13 protein-coding genes are annotated in these 15,233 nt (G+C 71.5%); 7 read left to right on the plus strand and 6 right to left on the minus strand.

The genetic code is table 11. The features are described from left to right. Positions 1 to 38: 38 nt before the first annotated feature. The gene (locus DEJ20_RS14630; RefSeq protein ID WP_111236841.1) at positions 39 to 881 is read right to left on the minus strand and encodes a helix-turn-helix transcriptional regulator; all 843 of its coding nucleotides are present in this window, start codon (positions 879 to 881) and stop codon (positions 39 to 41) included. A 101-nt stretch (positions 882 to 982) separates the two neighbouring features. Between DEJ20_RS14630 and DEJ20_RS14635 the strand changes: the two genes are divergently transcribed. Further along, entirely contained in the window at positions 983 to 1,723 is a 741-nt protein-coding gene (locus DEJ20_RS14635) for an SDR family oxidoreductase (protein ID WP_111236840.1), read from the plus strand. A 138-nt stretch (positions 1,724 to 1,861) separates the two neighbouring features. Here the strand turns inward: DEJ20_RS14635 and rsmA are convergent, their stop codons facing one another. The 4 genes from rsmA to rsmI all read right to left on the minus strand — a co-directional run bounded on the left by rsmA (position 1,862) and on the right by rsmI (position 6,168). After that, positions 1,862 to 2,713, minus strand: a complete 852-nt coding sequence (gene rsmA / locus DEJ20_RS14640) for a 16S rRNA (adenine(1518)-N(6)/adenine(1519)-N(6))-dimethyltransferase RsmA (protein ID WP_111236839.1) — start codon at positions 2,711 to 2,713, stop codon at positions 1,862 to 1,864. 2 nt (positions 2,714 to 2,715) lie between these two features. Further along, positions 2,716 to 3,648, minus strand: a complete 933-nt coding sequence (locus tag DEJ20_RS14645; protein ID WP_071406527.1) for a TatD family hydrolase — start codon at positions 3,646 to 3,648, stop codon at positions 2,716 to 2,718. Beyond that, the gene (gene metG, locus DEJ20_RS14650; protein ID WP_111234346.1) at positions 3,645 to 5,213 is read right to left on the minus strand and encodes a methionine--tRNA ligase; all 1,569 of its coding nucleotides are present in this window, start codon (positions 5,211 to 5,213) and stop codon (positions 3,645 to 3,647) included. Before metG ends, DEJ20_RS14645 begins: the two co-directional genes overlap by 4 nt. Positions 5,214 to 5,346: 133 nt before the next feature. Beyond that, positions 5,347 to 6,168 (minus strand): 16S rRNA (cytidine(1402)-2'-O)-methyltransferase, encoded by an 822-nt coding sequence (rsmI, locus tag DEJ20_RS14655; RefSeq protein ID WP_111094536.1) that lies wholly within the window; start codon positions 6,166 to 6,168, stop codon positions 5,347 to 5,349. A gap of 109 nt (positions 6,169 to 6,277) precedes the next feature. Between rsmI and DEJ20_RS14660 the strand changes: the two genes are divergently transcribed. Further along, positions 6,278 to 7,909, plus strand: coding sequence for a dolichyl-phosphate-mannose--protein mannosyltransferase (locus tag DEJ20_RS14660; RefSeq protein WP_111236838.1), 1,632 nt, complete (start codon positions 6,278 to 6,280; stop codon positions 7,907 to 7,909). Positions 7,910 to 8,072: 163 nt separating this feature from the next. On the opposite strand, the gene DEJ20_RS14665 is transcribed toward DEJ20_RS14660, so the two are convergent. After that, complete coding sequence (locus DEJ20_RS14665) at positions 8,073 to 8,735, minus strand: TetR/AcrR family transcriptional regulator (RefSeq protein WP_111236837.1); 663 nt, start codon at positions 8,733 to 8,735, stop codon at positions 8,073 to 8,075. A gap of 170 nt (positions 8,736 to 8,905) precedes the next feature. On the opposite strand from DEJ20_RS14665, the gene DEJ20_RS14670 reads away from it, so the two are divergent. The 5 genes from DEJ20_RS14670 to DEJ20_RS14690 all read left to right on the plus strand — a co-directional run bounded on the left by DEJ20_RS14670 (position 8,906) and on the right by DEJ20_RS14690 (position 15,203). Continuing rightward, on the plus strand, positions 8,906 to 10,447 hold the full coding sequence (locus DEJ20_RS14670; RefSeq protein WP_111236836.1) for an MFS transporter: 1,542 nt from the start codon (positions 8,906 to 8,908) through the stop codon (positions 10,445 to 10,447). 317 nt (positions 10,448 to 10,764) lie between these two features. After that, the gene (locus tag DEJ20_RS14675) at positions 10,765 to 11,625 is read left to right on the plus strand and encodes a sulfurtransferase (protein WP_181431658.1); all 861 of its coding nucleotides are present in this window, start codon (positions 10,765 to 10,767) and stop codon (positions 11,623 to 11,625) included. A gap of 51 nt (positions 11,626 to 11,676) precedes the next feature. Further along, positions 11,677 to 12,744, plus strand: a complete 1,068-nt coding sequence (locus DEJ20_RS14680) for an NAD-dependent epimerase/dehydratase family protein (protein ID WP_111236709.1) — start codon at positions 11,677 to 11,679, stop codon at positions 12,742 to 12,744. A gap of 4 nt (positions 12,745 to 12,748) precedes the next feature. After that, a complete protein-coding gene (locus tag DEJ20_RS14685; RefSeq protein WP_111236710.1) occupies positions 12,749 to 13,279 on the plus strand; it encodes an AAA family ATPase in 531 nt (176 codons plus the stop codon). Positions 13,280 to 13,370: 91 nt separating this feature from the next. Continuing rightward, positions 13,371 to 15,203, plus strand: a complete 1,833-nt coding sequence (locus DEJ20_RS14690; RefSeq protein WP_111236711.1) for a thioredoxin domain-containing protein — start codon at positions 13,371 to 13,373, stop codon at positions 15,201 to 15,203. The last annotated feature ends 30 nt before the right edge of the window (positions 15,204 to 15,233 follow it).

Genomic DNA, 15,233 nt, shown 5'->3' on the forward strand with positions numbered 1-15,233 from the left:
CTCGCACGAGCCGAGCGAACCCGCACCGTGCGAGGTCGTCAGCCGGCGAAGGTCTGCTGTCCGACGACGCCGAGGAGCTCGAGCTTCTGCGCGTCCTCTGATCCTGGAGGCGCCGTGAAGAGCAGCAGGGCCTGCGCCTGGTCGTCGGTGTGCAGCACCTGGCAGTCGACGGTGATGCGGCCGAGCTCCGGCTGCACGATCGTCTTGTTGTCCGACCAGCGCGTGGCCACCTCGTGCTTGGCCCAGAGGTCGCGGAACTCGGCACTGCGCGTCTGCAGCTCGGCGATGAGTTCCGTCGCCCGACGGTCGCCCGGACCCGCGAGCCCGACAGCCGCGCGGAGCGACGCGACCACCACCCGACCCAGCCGCTCGTGCTGCTCGGGCGCGTACTTCGCGAGCTCCTCACCCGTCACGAACCACCGCCACGCCTGGTACCGCCGGTTGCCCGGCAGGTCGACCGAGCTGCTGAGGAGCGCCGCCGCGAGCCGGTTCTCGACCAGGGGCTCGCCCAGGTGGCTGACGACGATCGCCGGGGTGTCCTCGAGCCGGTCGAGGACCCGCAGGATCGCCGGGTCGACGTGGTCGGCGCGGTGCATCCGGGTCGGGGCGTTCTGCCCGGCCAGGTGGAACAGGTGGTCGCGCTCGTCGAGGCTGCAGCGCAGGGCCCGGGCGATCGCGGCGATCATCTGCTCGGACGGCTGCGGTCCGCGCTGCTGCTCGAGTCGCGTGTAGTAGTCGACGGACATGCCGGCGAGGGCAGCGACCTCTTCACGGCGGAGCCCCGGGGTCCGGCGTCGTGGACCCTGCCCGAGACCGACGTCCTCGGGGCGCAGCAGCTCACGGCGACGGCGGAGGAAGTCGGCGAGCGCGGCACGGTCCATGGGTCGATTGTCGTCCGCTTCCTGCCCGGGTGCCAGGGATCGCCGATCCCCCGATGACCGCGCTCTGGTTGCGACCCTGTCCGCGGAGCATCGTGGTGGTCATGGACATCACGAACTCCACCGTCTTCATCCCCGGCGCGACCTCGGGCATCGGTCTCGCGCTCGCCCAGCGCCTGCAGGCCGCCGGCAGCACCGTCGTCATCGGCGGGCGTCGTCAGGCGCTCCTCGATTCCCTCGCCGCCGAGCACGGCTTCGGCACCGCGCAGATCGACGTCGCGGACGCGTCGTCGATCGAGGCCGCTGCCACCTCGGTGCTCGAGGCGTACCCGACGCTCGACGCCCTGATCACCATGTCCGGCATCATGCGCAACGAGGACCTGCGTTCCTCGGACCACATGGACGACGCGATCGAGACCATCCAGACGAACCTGGTCGGGACGATCCGGCTCATCGACGCCTTCCTGCCGCACCTGCTCGCCCAGCCCGCCGCGACGCTGATGACCGTCACGTCCGGTCTCGCGTTCGTGCCGCTGACCGCCACGCCGACCTACAACGCCACGAAGGCCGGGGTGCACTCGTACACCCAGGCCCTGCGGCAGCAGCTCGTCGGTTCGTCCGTCGAGGTGCTCGAGCTCGCCCCACCGGCCGTCATGACCGACCTGATGGGCGGCGCCGACTTCGGTGGGATGCCGCTCGACGCCTTCGCCGACGAGGTCATGGCACTCATCGAGTCCGGCGCTGCCCCGGAGATCCTGGTGCAGAACGTGCACCCGCTGCGCTTCGCCGAGCGGAACGGCAACCACCAGCAGATCCTCGAGATGATGGCGTCCCGCGAGCACTGACCCGGGTGCCTCGAATGGTGCGAGGTTCCGTGTTCGGTGCGAGGCACTTCGGCTCGCACGGACCACGGAACCTCGCACCATCGCGGTCAGCAGGCACGCAGGCGTCACGGCGGGGCGGACACCGGGCGAGGGGACGGACTACTCCGCAGCCGCCAGGACCGTCCGCCCGAGCCGCACGAAGTCGTCCACACCGATCGCCTCACCGCGGGCGGTCGGGTCGATGCCCGCCGCCGTCAGGACCTCGGACGCGTGCGCACTGCCGCCCAGCACACCGGACAGGCTCTGCCGCAGCATCTTGCGCCGCTGCTGGAACGCGGCATCCACCAGCGTGAACACCCGCGACCGCAGGAGCTCGTCGCCCGGGGGCTCGAGCCGGTCGAACGCCACCAGGACACTGTCGACGTTCGGCACCGGCCAGAAGACCTGCCGGCTCACCAACCCGGCGGTGCTCCACGACCCGTACCAGGCGGCCTTGACGCTCGGCGACCCGTAGACCTTGCTGCCGGGGCCCGCGGCGAGCCGGTACCCGACCTCGGCCTGCACCATGACGAGCGACCGCTCGATCGACGGGAAGGTCGCGAGCAGGTGCAGCAGCACGGGCACGGAGATGTTGTAGGGCAGGTTCGCGACGAGGTGCGTCGGCTCGACGTCGAGGTCCGTGGCGGCGACGGTCATGGCGTCCTGCTGCACGACCGTCAGCCTGGCGTCCGGCTGCATCGACGACACGGTCGACGGGAGCTTGGCAGCCAGACGCCTGTCGATCTCGACCGCGGTGACGGGCGCGCCGGTCTCGGCGAGCCCGAGCGTCAACGACCCGAGCCCCGGGCCGATCTCGAGCACCTGCGCCGACGGGGTCACACCGGCGACGGACACGATGCGGCGCACAGTGTTGGCGTCGTGCACGAAGTTCTGCCCGAGCTTCTTCGTCGGGGTGACGTCGAGTTCGGCCGCGAGCTCCCGGATCTCCGCCGGGCCGAGCAGTGCACCCACGACTACTCGTCCACCGTCACGGGCTCGGCGTCCCACGCGCCGTAGACGAGCTCGGTGTTCGAGGCGATCTGGGCCGCGAGCATCGAGGCGTCCGTGCCGAGCGTCTCCGCCATCGACCGCAGGGTGAGCGGGATGAGGTACGGCGCGTTCGGGCGGCCGCGGAACGGGGTGGGCGTCAGGAACGGTGCATCGGTCTCGATCATGATCAGGTGCCGCGGGGCGACGACCAGGGCTTCACGCAGCACGGCGGCGTTCTTGAACGTCACGGTGCCGGCGAACGACATGTACCAGCCGCGCTCGGCGCAGAGCCGGGCGAGGTCCGGCCCGCCGGAGAAGCAGTGGAAGACGGTCCGTTCCGGAGCCCCCACGCGGTCGAGGACCTCGACCACGGCGTCGTGCGCGTCGCGGTCGTGGATCGTCAGCGCGAGGTCGTGCTCCTTCGCGATGCGGATGTGCTCCTCGAACGAACGGACCTGGGCGTCACGGCCGTCCTCGCCGGTGCGGAAGAAGTCGAGGCCGGTCTCACCGATCGCCCGGACCCGCGGCAGGGCGGCGAGCCGTTCGATGCCGGCGAGGTGCTCGTCGAGCAGCCCCTGCTCCTGCAGCACGGGCGCTTCGTTCGGGTGCAGCGCGACGGCCGCCAGGACCCGGGGCTCCCGAGCCGCGATCGACGCGGACCACTCCGAGGTGGCGAGGTCGGTGCCGACCTGCACGACACCGCGCACGCCGACGCTCGAGGCACGGTCGAGGTGCTCGCGGTACTCGAGCGGACCGTCACCCCCGTCGCCGACACCGTCGGCGATCTCCATGTGGGTGTGGTTGTCGTACACCGGCACGACGAGCGCCTGCGGCAGTGGCGGGTACGTCAGGTCGCGCTTCGAGCCACCGGACGCCCCGTCACCGCGGGACCGGACGTGCGACTCGGCGTCGGTCACGCGGAGACCTGCTCGATCCGGGGGAACAGCCCGCTCTCGAGCGGCACCACGTGCGACGCACCCTGCCACTCGTACGCGCGGTCGACCCGCTGCTCGGCGACGGACCCGCCGGCGCCGATCGAGGCCCAGAGCTTCTCGGTCGCCTTCGGCATGACCGGGGACAGCAGGACGGTGACGGTGCCGAGGCCGCGGAGCGCGGTGGTCAGGACCGTGCCGAGGCGCTCGCGGTTGGCGTCGTCCTTCGCCAGGGCCCACGGCGCCTGCTCGGTGATGTACCCGTTCAGGGCGTCGACGAGCTCCCACACGCTCGCGATCGCCTCGTGCGGGGCGAAGGCGGCGATGGCGGCGTCGGCACGCTCGGTGACCGACACGGCCAGGGCATCGATCGCCTGGTCGGACTCGGTCAGTTCGCCGCGAGCGGGGACCTCGCCGTCGCAGTACTTCTGCAGCATGGCGACCAGGCGCGAAGCGAGGTTGCCGTAGCCGTTCGCGAGCTCGGCCTGGTAGCGCGCCGAGATGTCTTCCCAGCTGAAGTTGCCGTCCTGCCCGAAGGTGATGGCGCGCAGGAAGTAGTAGCGGAACGCGTCGGACCCGAACGTGTCGGTGATCTCGGACGGCGCGATGCCGGTCAGCTTCGACTTGGACATCTTCTCGCCGCCGACGAGCAGCCAGCCGTGACCGAAGACGCGCTCCGGCACGGGCAGCCCGGCGGCCATGAGCATCGCCGGCCAGATGACGGCGTGGAAGCGGGCGATGTCCTTGCCGACGATGTGCACGCTCGGCCAGAGGCGCTTGAAGGCCTCGTCGTCGTCGGTGCCGTAGCCGAGCGCCGTGACGTAGTTGAGCAGGGCGTCGAACCACACGTACAGCACGTGGTCGCTGTCCCACGGGATCTTGATGCCCCAGTCGAAGCTGGAGCGCGAGATCGACAGGTCGCGGAGCCCCTGCTTGACGAACGAGATGATCTCGTTGCGGACGCTCTCGGGCTGGATGAACAGCGGGTTCGACTCGTACAGGTCAAGCAGGCGCTGCTCGAAGTCGGACATCCGGAAGAAGTAGTTGCGCTCGGCCAGCACCTCGACCGGGATCGAGTGGATCGCGCAGACCTGCTGACCCTCGTACGCACCGGTGCCGGCGACCAGGTCACTCGGCTGCTTGTACTCCTCGCAGCCCACGCAGTAGAAGCCCTCGAACTCGCCGGCGTAGATGAAGCCGTCGTCGTAGAGCTTCTGCAGGAACGCCGTCACGCCGCGCTCGTGCCGCTCGTCGGTGGTGCGGATGAAGTCGTCGTTCGCGACGTCGACCGTGTCGAGCAGTGGCTTCCAGGCGTCGTTGACCAGCCGGTCGGCCCATTCCTTGGGCGAGACGTCGTTCGCCGAGGCGGTGCGCAGGATCTTCTGCCCGTGCTCGTCGGTGCCGGTGAGCAGCCAGGTGTCGTCACCGCGCTGCCGGTGCCAGCGCGCGAGGAAGTCCGCGGCGACCTCGGTGTAGGCGTGCCCGATGTGGGGCACGTCGTTCACGTAGAAGATCGGCGTGGTGATGCTGAACGAGGACCCGGCGGACATGCGGACCATCCTACGGGCGCACCGAACCCTGATGACGCGTGCGGCGGTGGACTGTGGAGAACCGGGTCCTGGAGGCCCGTGGCGGGCCCGCCCCGCGCCTCCAGACCGGCGGACGCGAACGTGACGAGCCCGCTCAGCGCGCCGCGAGCGCCCCTTCGTACAGGTCCCGCTTCGACAGCCCGGTCGCGTCCGCGACCGCCGCGGCTGCCTCCTTCATGCGCATGCCGGCGGCCACCCGCTCGAGCACCAGGCGCACCCCGTCGTCGAGCGTGGCCTCTTCGGTGGCCTCGGCGGCGCCGGCGACGACGATGCAGATCTCGCCTCGGACGCCCTCGGACGCCCACTCGACGAGTTCGTCCAGCGGCCCACGGCGGACCTCCTCGTAGAGCTTCGTGAGCTCGCGGCAGACCGCGGCGCGTCGGTCGCCCCCGAACCCGACTGCCATGTCGGCAAGGGTCTCGGCCAGACGGTGCGGCGACTCGAAGAACACCATCGTCCGCTGCTCCCCCGCGAGCGACTGGAACGCCCGGCGGCGCTCACCGGCCTTGCGGGTCGGGAACCCCTCGAACGTGAAGCGGTCGGTGGGCAGCCCGGACACGGCGAGCGCCATGAGCACGGCCGACGGCCCGGGCAGGGCGGTGACGGTGACCCCGGCGGCCGCGGCGGCCTCGACGAGCGGGAAGCCGGGGTCGCTGATCGCGGGCATGCCGGCGTCGGTGAGGACGACGACGTCCTCGTCGCGGGCGAGCTCGACGACCTCGGACGCCTTCGCCCGCTCGTTGTGCTCGTGCAGGGCGATGAGCCGCGGACGGTTCTCGATGCCCAGGGCACGCATCAGGTGGATGGCGGTCCTGGTGTCCTCCGCCGCGACGACCGTGGCGTTGGAGAGGGTCTCGACGAGACGGCGCGAGGCGTCCCCGAGGTTGCCGATGGGCGTTGCTGCGAGGACGATCACGCACCCATTGTCCCCGCACCGCGACCCCGGCGCGGCCCGGCGCGGCCGCGTCGGCGCGAGCAGCCCCGTCGCAGCGGGGACATGTGGTCGATCCGTAGGATGCTCAGCGATGACCAGCGAGCTGACCGACGACCGCACGGCCGTGCCCGACGGGCCGGTCGGCTCGCGCCTGGACGACTGGTGGGGGCGGGTGCTCTCCACGTCGCAGCGGGTCGCCGTGTGGCGGTGGACGGGTCCGCTCGCCGTGACGCTCCTCGCCGCCGTGCTGCGGCTGGTGAACCTCGGCAACCCCCACTCGCTCGTGTTCGACGAGACGTACTACGTCAAGGACGGCTGGTCGATCGTGCACCTCGGGTACGAGGGCACCTGGCCCGCGAACCCGAGCGGTGACACCGCCCCGACGACCGACGACCGGTTCGTGCGCGGTGAGACGGACATCTTCACGAGCGCCGCGGAGTTCATCGCGCACCCGCCGCTCGGCAAGTACCTCATCGGCCTCGGGATGCTGCTGTTCGGGGCGGACAACTCGTTCGGCTGGCGCTTCACGGTGGCCGTGCTCGGCATCGCGACGGTGTTCCTCACCGCGGTGATCGCCCGGTCGCTGTTCCGTTCGACGATGATCGGCACGCTCGCCGGCTTCCTGCTCGCGATCGACGGGCAGGCGATCGTGATGTCGCGGGTGACGCTCCTCGACGGCATCCTGACCTTCTTCGTCATCCTCGGGTTCGGGGCGCTGCTGCTCGACCGTCGGCAGGGTCAACGGCGGCTCGACGAGTGGGTGGCCGCCCGCGCCGCCGCCGGCAGGACCACCCTGTGGGGGCCGGTGTTCTGGTGGCGGCCGTGGCTGTTCGCGATGGGCCTGGCACTCGGGCTGGCAGCGGCGACGAAGTGGTCGGGGGTGTACTTCCTGGCGTTCTTCGCCGTGTACTCCGTGCTGAGCGACATGATGATGCGCCGCCGTGCCGGGGTCGAGTTCTGGTCGTCGAGCGCGCTGCTGCAGCAGGCACCGGTGTCGTTCCTGCTGACCGTGCCGATCGCCGCGGTGACCTACGTGGCGTCGTGGACCGGCTGGTTCGTGTCGAAGGACGGCTGGGACCGCAACTGGCTGTCCTCGGGCGGCGAACGCTGGACCGGGCTGCTCGCCTGGGTGCCGGACAGCCTGCAGAACTGGTGGCACTACCAGTCGGAGATCTACGCCTTCAACATCGGGCTGCACACCCCGCACTCGTACCAGGCGAACCCGCTGCTCTGGCTCGTGATGCAGCGCCCCACGTCGATGTTCTACGTCGGCACGGACGCCGGACAGGACGGCTGCTGGGCGAACCGCTGCGGCGAGGCGATCACCGGCATCGCGAACCCGTTCATCTGGTACGCCTCGGTCATCGCGACGGTGGCGCTGCTCGTGCTCTGGATCCTGCGCCGGAAGTGGGAGTACGGCTTCGTCCTGCTCGGCGTCGCGGCGGGGTACCTGCCCTGGCTGATGTACGTCGACCGGACGGTGTTCCAGTTCTACACGATCGCCTTCGAGCCCTACATGGTGATGGCGCTGGCCGCCGCGATCGGGTTGGTGCTCGGCAGGCGGAGCGACGAACGGTCACGCAGGTCACGGGCGATCCTGTGGGTCGGCGTGTACCTGGGCGTCGTCGTGCTGGCCTCGGTCTACTGGTACCCGATGTGGACGGCGACGCAGGTGCCGTGGGACTTCGTCCGGTCGCACTACTGGATCCCCAGCTGGCTGTAGCCGGTCTGGCAGGTCTGGCAGGTCTGGCAGGTCCGGCCGCGCCCGTCGCGCTGGGGGCTCTGGTGGCGACCACCGCCGGACTGGAGGCCCGTGGCGGCGCCGCCACGGGCCTCCAGTCCGGAGTCGGCTGGCACCAGAGCCGCGCGCGGTCCGCGCGGACGCGTCAGGACTGCGCGTGCAGCGCGCGCTCGATCGACTCGCGGTCCAGCGGGTCGCCGAGCATCGGCGCGGTGTCGTCCGTGCCCGGCAGGACGCCCTGGATCAGGAGTTCCGCGTAGCGGCGCCAGGCGTCCGGGTCGTGCTCGCGGGTGGCGTCGGCGACCGCGCCGACCATCGCGGTGAGCATCGGCAGGTCCCGGTAGTCGAAGCCGGGGCGGACGACGCCGGCGGTCTCGGCACGGCCGATGATCGCGGCGACCTGCCGTTCGAGCCGGTCGCGCTCCTGCACGATGGACGGTCGGGCCTTGCCGGCACGGACGATGGCGTCGGCGAGGGCACGGTCGCGTGCACGGAACGCGAAGACGCCCATCAGGTACACCCGGAGCGCCTCACGCGGGTCGGACACGTCCGCGGCGCGCGCTGCGGCGTCGTTCATGGCCTCGAACTTGGTGGCGAGCAGCGCCTCGATCAGGGAGTCCTTGTCGGCGAACCGTCGGTAGACGGTGCCGACCCCGACGCCGGCCTCGTGCGCGATGTCGTTCAACGTGACGGAGAGCCCGCGCTCCGCGAAGCACTTGCGCGCCGTCTGCAGGATCAGCTCGCGGTTGCGCGCTGCGTCGGCGCGCAGCGGTCGCTCGAGGTCGGACGCAGAGTCGGTGGTGCTCACGATCCGACCGTAGTTGCACTTTCTGGGAACAAGTGGATGCCCTCCTTCCGTTTCGGTCTACACTGACCACAAACGGATGCCTCGCATCCGGTTCGTCACCACCACATCTCCGGAGTGCCCGACGGCGCGCACCTCCACCCCACCCTCCAACCTTCTCGAAGGAGGCTGCCGTGACGGCAGAACACACCGTGCCGACCCCCACCGGGACAGCACCCACGACTCCGGGCACCACCCCCGCCAAGAGCAACCACCGCTGGATCGCCCTGGCGGTCATCGCCCTCGCACAGCTGATGGTCGTGCTCGACGCGACCATCGTGAACATCGCCCTGCCCTCGGCCCAGGCCGACCTGAACTTCGGCACCGACCAGCGGCAGTGGATCGTCACCGCGTACTCGCTGGCGTTCGGTTCGCTGCTGCTGCTCGGCGGTCGTCTCGGCGACCTGTTCGGCCGCAAGAACACCTTCATCATCGGGCTCGTCGGCTTCGCCGTGGCGTCGGTGCTGGGTGGCCTCGCCGACTCGTTCGGCCTGCTCGTCGCGGCCCGCGCGCTGCAGGGCGTCTTCGGCGCGCTGCTCGCCCCGTCCGCACTCGGCATGCTGACGACCACGTTCCGCGACCCCAAGGAACGCGGTCGTGCGTTCGGCATCTTCGGGTCCATCGCCGGCTCGGGTGCGGCCATCGGCCTGCTGCTCGGCGGCGTGCTGACCGAGTACGCCTCGTGGCGCTGGTGCCTCTACGTCAACGTCGTCTTCGCCGTGCTCGGCGTGATCGGCGCCCTCGTCTTCATGGAGAAGCCGCCGAAGGTCGAGCGTCCGCGCATCGACGTCCTCGGGGTCATCACCATCACGCTCGGGCTGGTCGGCGTCGTCTACGGCTTCTCGAACGCCGAGACGAACGGCTGGGACTCCCCCGTCACGATCGCCATGCTCGCCGGCGGCGTCGTGCTGATCGCCGCGTTCGTGTTCATCGAGACCCGCGTCGCCCACCCGCTGCTGCCCTTGCGCGTCGTGCTCGACCGAGACCGCGGCGGCTCGTTCATCGCGATCGGCCTGGTCGCGATCGGCATGTTCGGCATCTTCCTGTTCCTGACCTACTACCTGGAGCAGACCCTCGGCTTCAGCTCGCTGCAGACCGGTCTCGCCTTCCTGCCGATGCCGCTGTCGATCATGATCTCGGCGACGCAGATCGGTGGCCGCCTGCTGCCGCGCGTCGGGCCGAAGGTGCTCATCTTCGCCGGTGGCCTGGTCGCCGCGACCGGGCTCCTCCTGCTGCTCCGCACCGACCTGGACAGCTCCTACGCGGGCACCGTCCTGCCGGCGCTGATCGTGATCGGTCTCGGCATGGGCACGATCTTCTCGTCCGCGATGAACACCGCGACGACCGGGGTCGCCCGGGCCGACGCCGGTGTGGCCTCGGCGACGGTCAACACCATGCAGCAGATCGGTGGCTCGATCGGTACGGCGCTGCTGTCGACGATCTTCGCCGACGTGGTGTCGAACAGCCTGTCCGGGCTGACCGCCGCCCCGACCAAGCTGCAGCAGGCACAGGCCACGCTCGACGGGTACCACGTGGCCTTCGGGATCTCCGCCGGGGTGCTCGTGCTCGTCGCCCTGGCCGGCGGACTGCTCATCAACCGGCAGTCGGTGCGGGTCGAGCGGCTCGCCCGTGCCGGGTCCGCGACGACCGGGAGCATCCCCGCCGCGGCGCACTGACCCCGGCGGTTTGCTCCGCTTCGCTTCGCGCCTTCGGCCCGTTCCGGTTCTGCCGGGGCGGGCCGTCGTGCGTGTGGGGGGCGGGCGCGGTGGCAGGGGGGCGCCGACGCCGAACGACATCGTCGACGTCGTACGACGACGACATCGACGCTCCGTGCACGCGCCGACAGTTGCCCGCGCGCGGGTGCGACATGTCGATGTCGTACGACGACGACACCGTCGTTCCGCGTCAGCACCGCCACCCCGCCCCCGCCCCCGGTTGCGCCGTGTGTCCACGTCCCTGGCCCACGTCAGGGGTGCGGATTATGGTGTGCGACATGGCCCCCGTCCTGACCTCACCACTCGTGTCGACGCAGTGGCTCGCAGACCACCTCGGTGCTGACGAGCTCGTCGTGCTCGACGCCTCGGTGCACACGGTCGGGGCCGGGTTCGACACGAGCTGGCTCCCCGGACGGGACTCCCACGAGCAGCGCGGCCACGTGCCCGGCGCCCGCTTCGCCGACCTGATCGACGACTTCTCCGCCGCCGACGCCGACGTCCCGTTCACCCGCCCCGGCGCCGAGCGCTTCGAGGTCGCCGCGGCACAGCTCGGCGTGACGAACACCTCGACCGTCGTGGTCTACGACGACAGCGTCGGCGAGTGGTCGGCACGCCTGTGGTGGATCTTCCGTTCGTTCGGCTTCGACTCGGTCGCGGTGCTCGACGGCGGCTTCACGAAGTGGCGCGACGAGGGCCGCCCCGTCCGCGTGGGCGCACTCCGCACGCCCGCGGCGCCGTCTGACCCCGACGCCGGAGCGTTCCTGGCCGGCGAAGAACGTGCACTCTGGGCCGACCACGACCGCGTCACCCGAGCGGTCTCCGGCGAAGAGCCGGCGTCCCTGGTGTTCGCCGCGCCTTGGGCCGCCCTCGGTGACGACCACCCGCCGATCGTGCCGGGCAGCACCCCGATCACGGCGGACACCCTGGTGGACCCCGAGACGAACGCGTACCTGCGCGGTGCCGAGCTCGAGCGGGCCTTCGCCGCGGTGATCGGTGCCGACGAGATCGTCACGTACTGCGGGGTGGGCAGCGCCGCGTGCGTCGACGCCCTCGCCCTGACGGTGCTCGGGCACGACCGGGTGAAGGTCTACGACGGTTCGCTCGCCGACTGGTGGCGCCACGAGCAGCTCGCCTCCTGACGGAACCGATCGCGGAACGACGGCCGCGCCCCGCCGCACTACCGTTGCACCATGAGCACCAGACGCGCGGTCATCCTCGGCGGCACCGGCGGCATCGGCTCGGCCGTCGCACGAGAGCTCCTCGACGCCTCGGGCCGGGGCGGGGACGACTGGCAGGTCGACGTGCTCGCACACCGAGGCGGTCCCGCAGCGGATGCCCTGACCGCAGCCGGCGCCACGTTCACGCCCGGTGACCGCCGCGATCGGTCCGTCCTGCGTGACCTGCTCCGCCCCGGAGCCGACCTGCTCGTCGACACCGTCGGTGTGACGCGCGACGACGCCCAGCAGCTCCTGCCGTTCCTCGACGACGTCGGCTCGACGGTCTTCGTCTCGTCCAAGGCCGTCTACGCGGACGAGCAGGGCCGGCACGCGAACTCGCTCGACAAGCCGGTGTTCGGCGGCGCGGTCACCGAGATCCAGCCCACCGTGGCCGCCGGGGACGGCGACCCGACGAGTCGTGACGGGTACGGCGCCGCGAAGGTGGCGGCCGAACAGGTCCTGCTGGACCACGGCGCCCCGGTCACGGTGCTCCGCCCGTCGAAGGTGTACGGCGTCGGCATCGGCCGCCCGCGGGAGTGGTTCGTCGTCCGCCGTGTGCTCGACGGCCGGGAGCGCCTCCTGCTCGCCGACCACGGCCGCGGCATCGACCACACGACGGCGGCGAGCGGCATCGGTTCGCTCGTCCGACTCGTGGCGGACGCACCGGACCGCCGGATCCTCAACGTCGCGGACGCCTCTGCCCCGACCGTGCTCGAGATCGTCCGCACGATCGCCGGACACCTGGACCACCGGTTCGACGAGGTCCTGCTCGACGAGGACGCGCCCGCCTTCGTGGGCGGCACGCCCTGGTCGTCGCCGTCGCCGTTCGTCCTCGACACCACGGCGGCACGCGCCCTGGGTTGGGAACCGCCGGAGTTCCAGGCCGCTGTCGCCCCGGAGCTGGCATGGCTGGTCGAGACCGCCCACGCCACCCATGCCGACGGCGACGTCCCGTGGGCCGACGACCCGTTCTGGGAGCACATGTTCGACTACGGCCCCGAGGACGCCGCACTCGCGCTCCTCTCCCTCAACCTGGGCTGACGCGGTGCCCCGGTCCGAGGTCCTGTTCATCGGCGGACGTTCCGGCGTGGGCAAGTCCACGGCGGCCGAGGCACTGCACGACCTGCTCGTCGCGGCGGACGTCCGGCACGCGGTGATCGAGGGCGACGTGCTCGACCTCGCGCACCCGGCACCGCACGTCGAACACCCCGAGGCGCGCCTGGCCGAGCGGAACCTGGCCACGATCTGGGCCGGCTACCGGGCGATCGGTCACCACCGGCTCGTCTTCACGAACACCGTGTCCGTGCTCGAGCACGAGCGCCTCGCTGCGGCGATGGGCGACGATCCGCTGGTGCGCGTCGTCCTGCTCCGCGCATCCGACGACACGACCGCCGACCGGCTCGCACGACGAGCGGGTGGTGCGGTCCCGCGGGCGCAGCTCGCGCACAGCACGCGGACGGCCGGGAGGCTCGACTCGGCCACCGCGGACACGGTCACCCGGGTGGACACCGACGGCCACAGCCCCGCCCAGGTGGCCGCACGGCTCGCGTCGATCACGGGGTGGCTCGAGCGATGATCTCCCCGCACGGCCTGTGCAGAGCGGGCGTCCCGTCCACAGATGTCCCCGGGCGGTGGTCCGCCCAGTCGCGGGCGGGCACGCTGGAGCCATGAACGACAACCGCCTCGGCACCTCGGTCAGCCCCTACCTGCGTCTGCACGCCGACAACCCGGTGGACTGGCGCGAGTGGGGTCCCGAGGCGTTCGCCGAAGCGCGCGAGCGCGGGGTCCCGGTGCTGGTGTCCGTCGGGTACGCCACGTGCCACTGGTGCCACGTCATGGCGCGCGAGAGCTTCGACGACCCGGAGATCGGCGAGCTGCTCCGGCGGGACTTCGTGTCGGTGAAGGTCGACCGCGAAGAACGGCCGGACGTCGACGCGAGCCTGATGGCGTCGGCGAGTGTGTTCACGCAACAGCTCGGCTGGCCGCTGACGACGTTCCTGACGCCCGACGGCCACGTCTTCTTCGCGGGAACGTACTTCCCACCCACTCCCGTCGGGCAGGTCCCGGCGTTCCGGCAGATCCTGGCCGCGGTGCTCGACGCCTGGACCGAGCGTCGGCACGAGGTCGACGCGAACGCCTCGGCCATCGCGACGGCGATCCGGCAGGGCGCCGTGGCGGACGCAGCCACCCGCTCGGGTGAGGGCGGTGCCGGAGCCGACCCGGGCCTCCCGTCCGTCGACGCCATCCGGGCCGTCACGAGCCAGCTGTCGCAGGCTGAGGACACCACCTACGGCGGTTTCGGCGGCGCGCCCAAGTTCCCGAGTACGCCGTTGCTCGAGTTCCTCGCCGACGCGGCGGCCGACGGCGACGCCGAAGCCGACGGGCTGCTCGAGAGGTCGTTGCACGCGATCCGCGCGTCCGAGCTGACCGACGCCGACGGCGGCGTCTTCCGGTACGCCACCAAACGCGACTGGAGCGTGCCGCACTACGAACGGATGCTCTACGACAACGCGGGGCTGCTCGCGGTCGCGGGGGCCGAGCAGGCCCGCGGCATCGCCGACTTCCTCCGGGACACCCTGCGCCGTGCCGACGGGGCGTTCGTCGCCGCGCAGGACAGCGAGTCGACCATCGACGGCCGTCGGGTCGAGGGCGAGTGGTACCGCCGGCCGATCGCCGAGCGCGCCCAGCTCGACCCGCCACCGCTGGACGACCAGGTGCTCACGGGCTGGAACGGCCTGGCGATCCGGGGGCTCGCGATCGCCGGCGCGAGGCACGGCGATCCGGAACTCGTCGCGCTCGCGCGGGGCGCGGCCGACGCGGTCCTCGCCGCCCACGTGCAGGACGGCCACGTGACGGTGCGGTCCAGCACACCGCGCGGGGTGTCCTCCGCACCGGCCACCGTGGAGGACGTCGGCCTGCTCGCCGAAGGGCTGCTCGAACTGGCCCTGGTGACGGGCGAGGTCTCCTACGCGACCGCCGCACGCTCGCTCGTCGACGACGGCCTGGCCGAGCGCTTCGACGTCGACCCGGTGCTGGCCTCTGCAGGGACCGCCACGGGTGAACAGCCGCAGACGGCGATGCGGTCCGGCACCGTGGCACTGGCATCGGCCGCCGCGACACTCGGTGCACTGACGGGCGACGAGGCACTGCGGAGTGCCGCGGCACGACTCGTCGCCGACCGCGCCCGCACCGGGACCGAGCGACCCCTCGGTCACGCGGATGCCCTCGGTGTCGCCCTCGCCCTGCAACGGCCGTCGCGCGAGATCGTCGTCGTCACGAGCGGCACCGACGATCCGATGCGGGCCGTGGCACACCGTGCTCGGCGCCCCGGCACGGTCGTCGCCACCACCACGCCGGAGCAGGCACGCGACTGGGCCGAGGCGGGGTTCTCGGTGTTCGAGGGACGCGACGTGCTCGACCCTGCCGCGTACGTCTGCCACGACCGGGTGTGCGAACTGCCGACACGGTCGGCGGACGCCCTGGCCCAGCAGATCGCCTGACGCCCCCTCCCGCCCGGCGCGCCTGTATCC

Source organism: Curtobacterium sp. MCSS17_005 (assembly GCF_003234225.2).
GTDB classification, from domain to species: Bacteria; Actinomycetota; Actinomycetes; order Actinomycetales; family Microbacteriaceae; genus Curtobacterium; species Curtobacterium flaccumfaciens.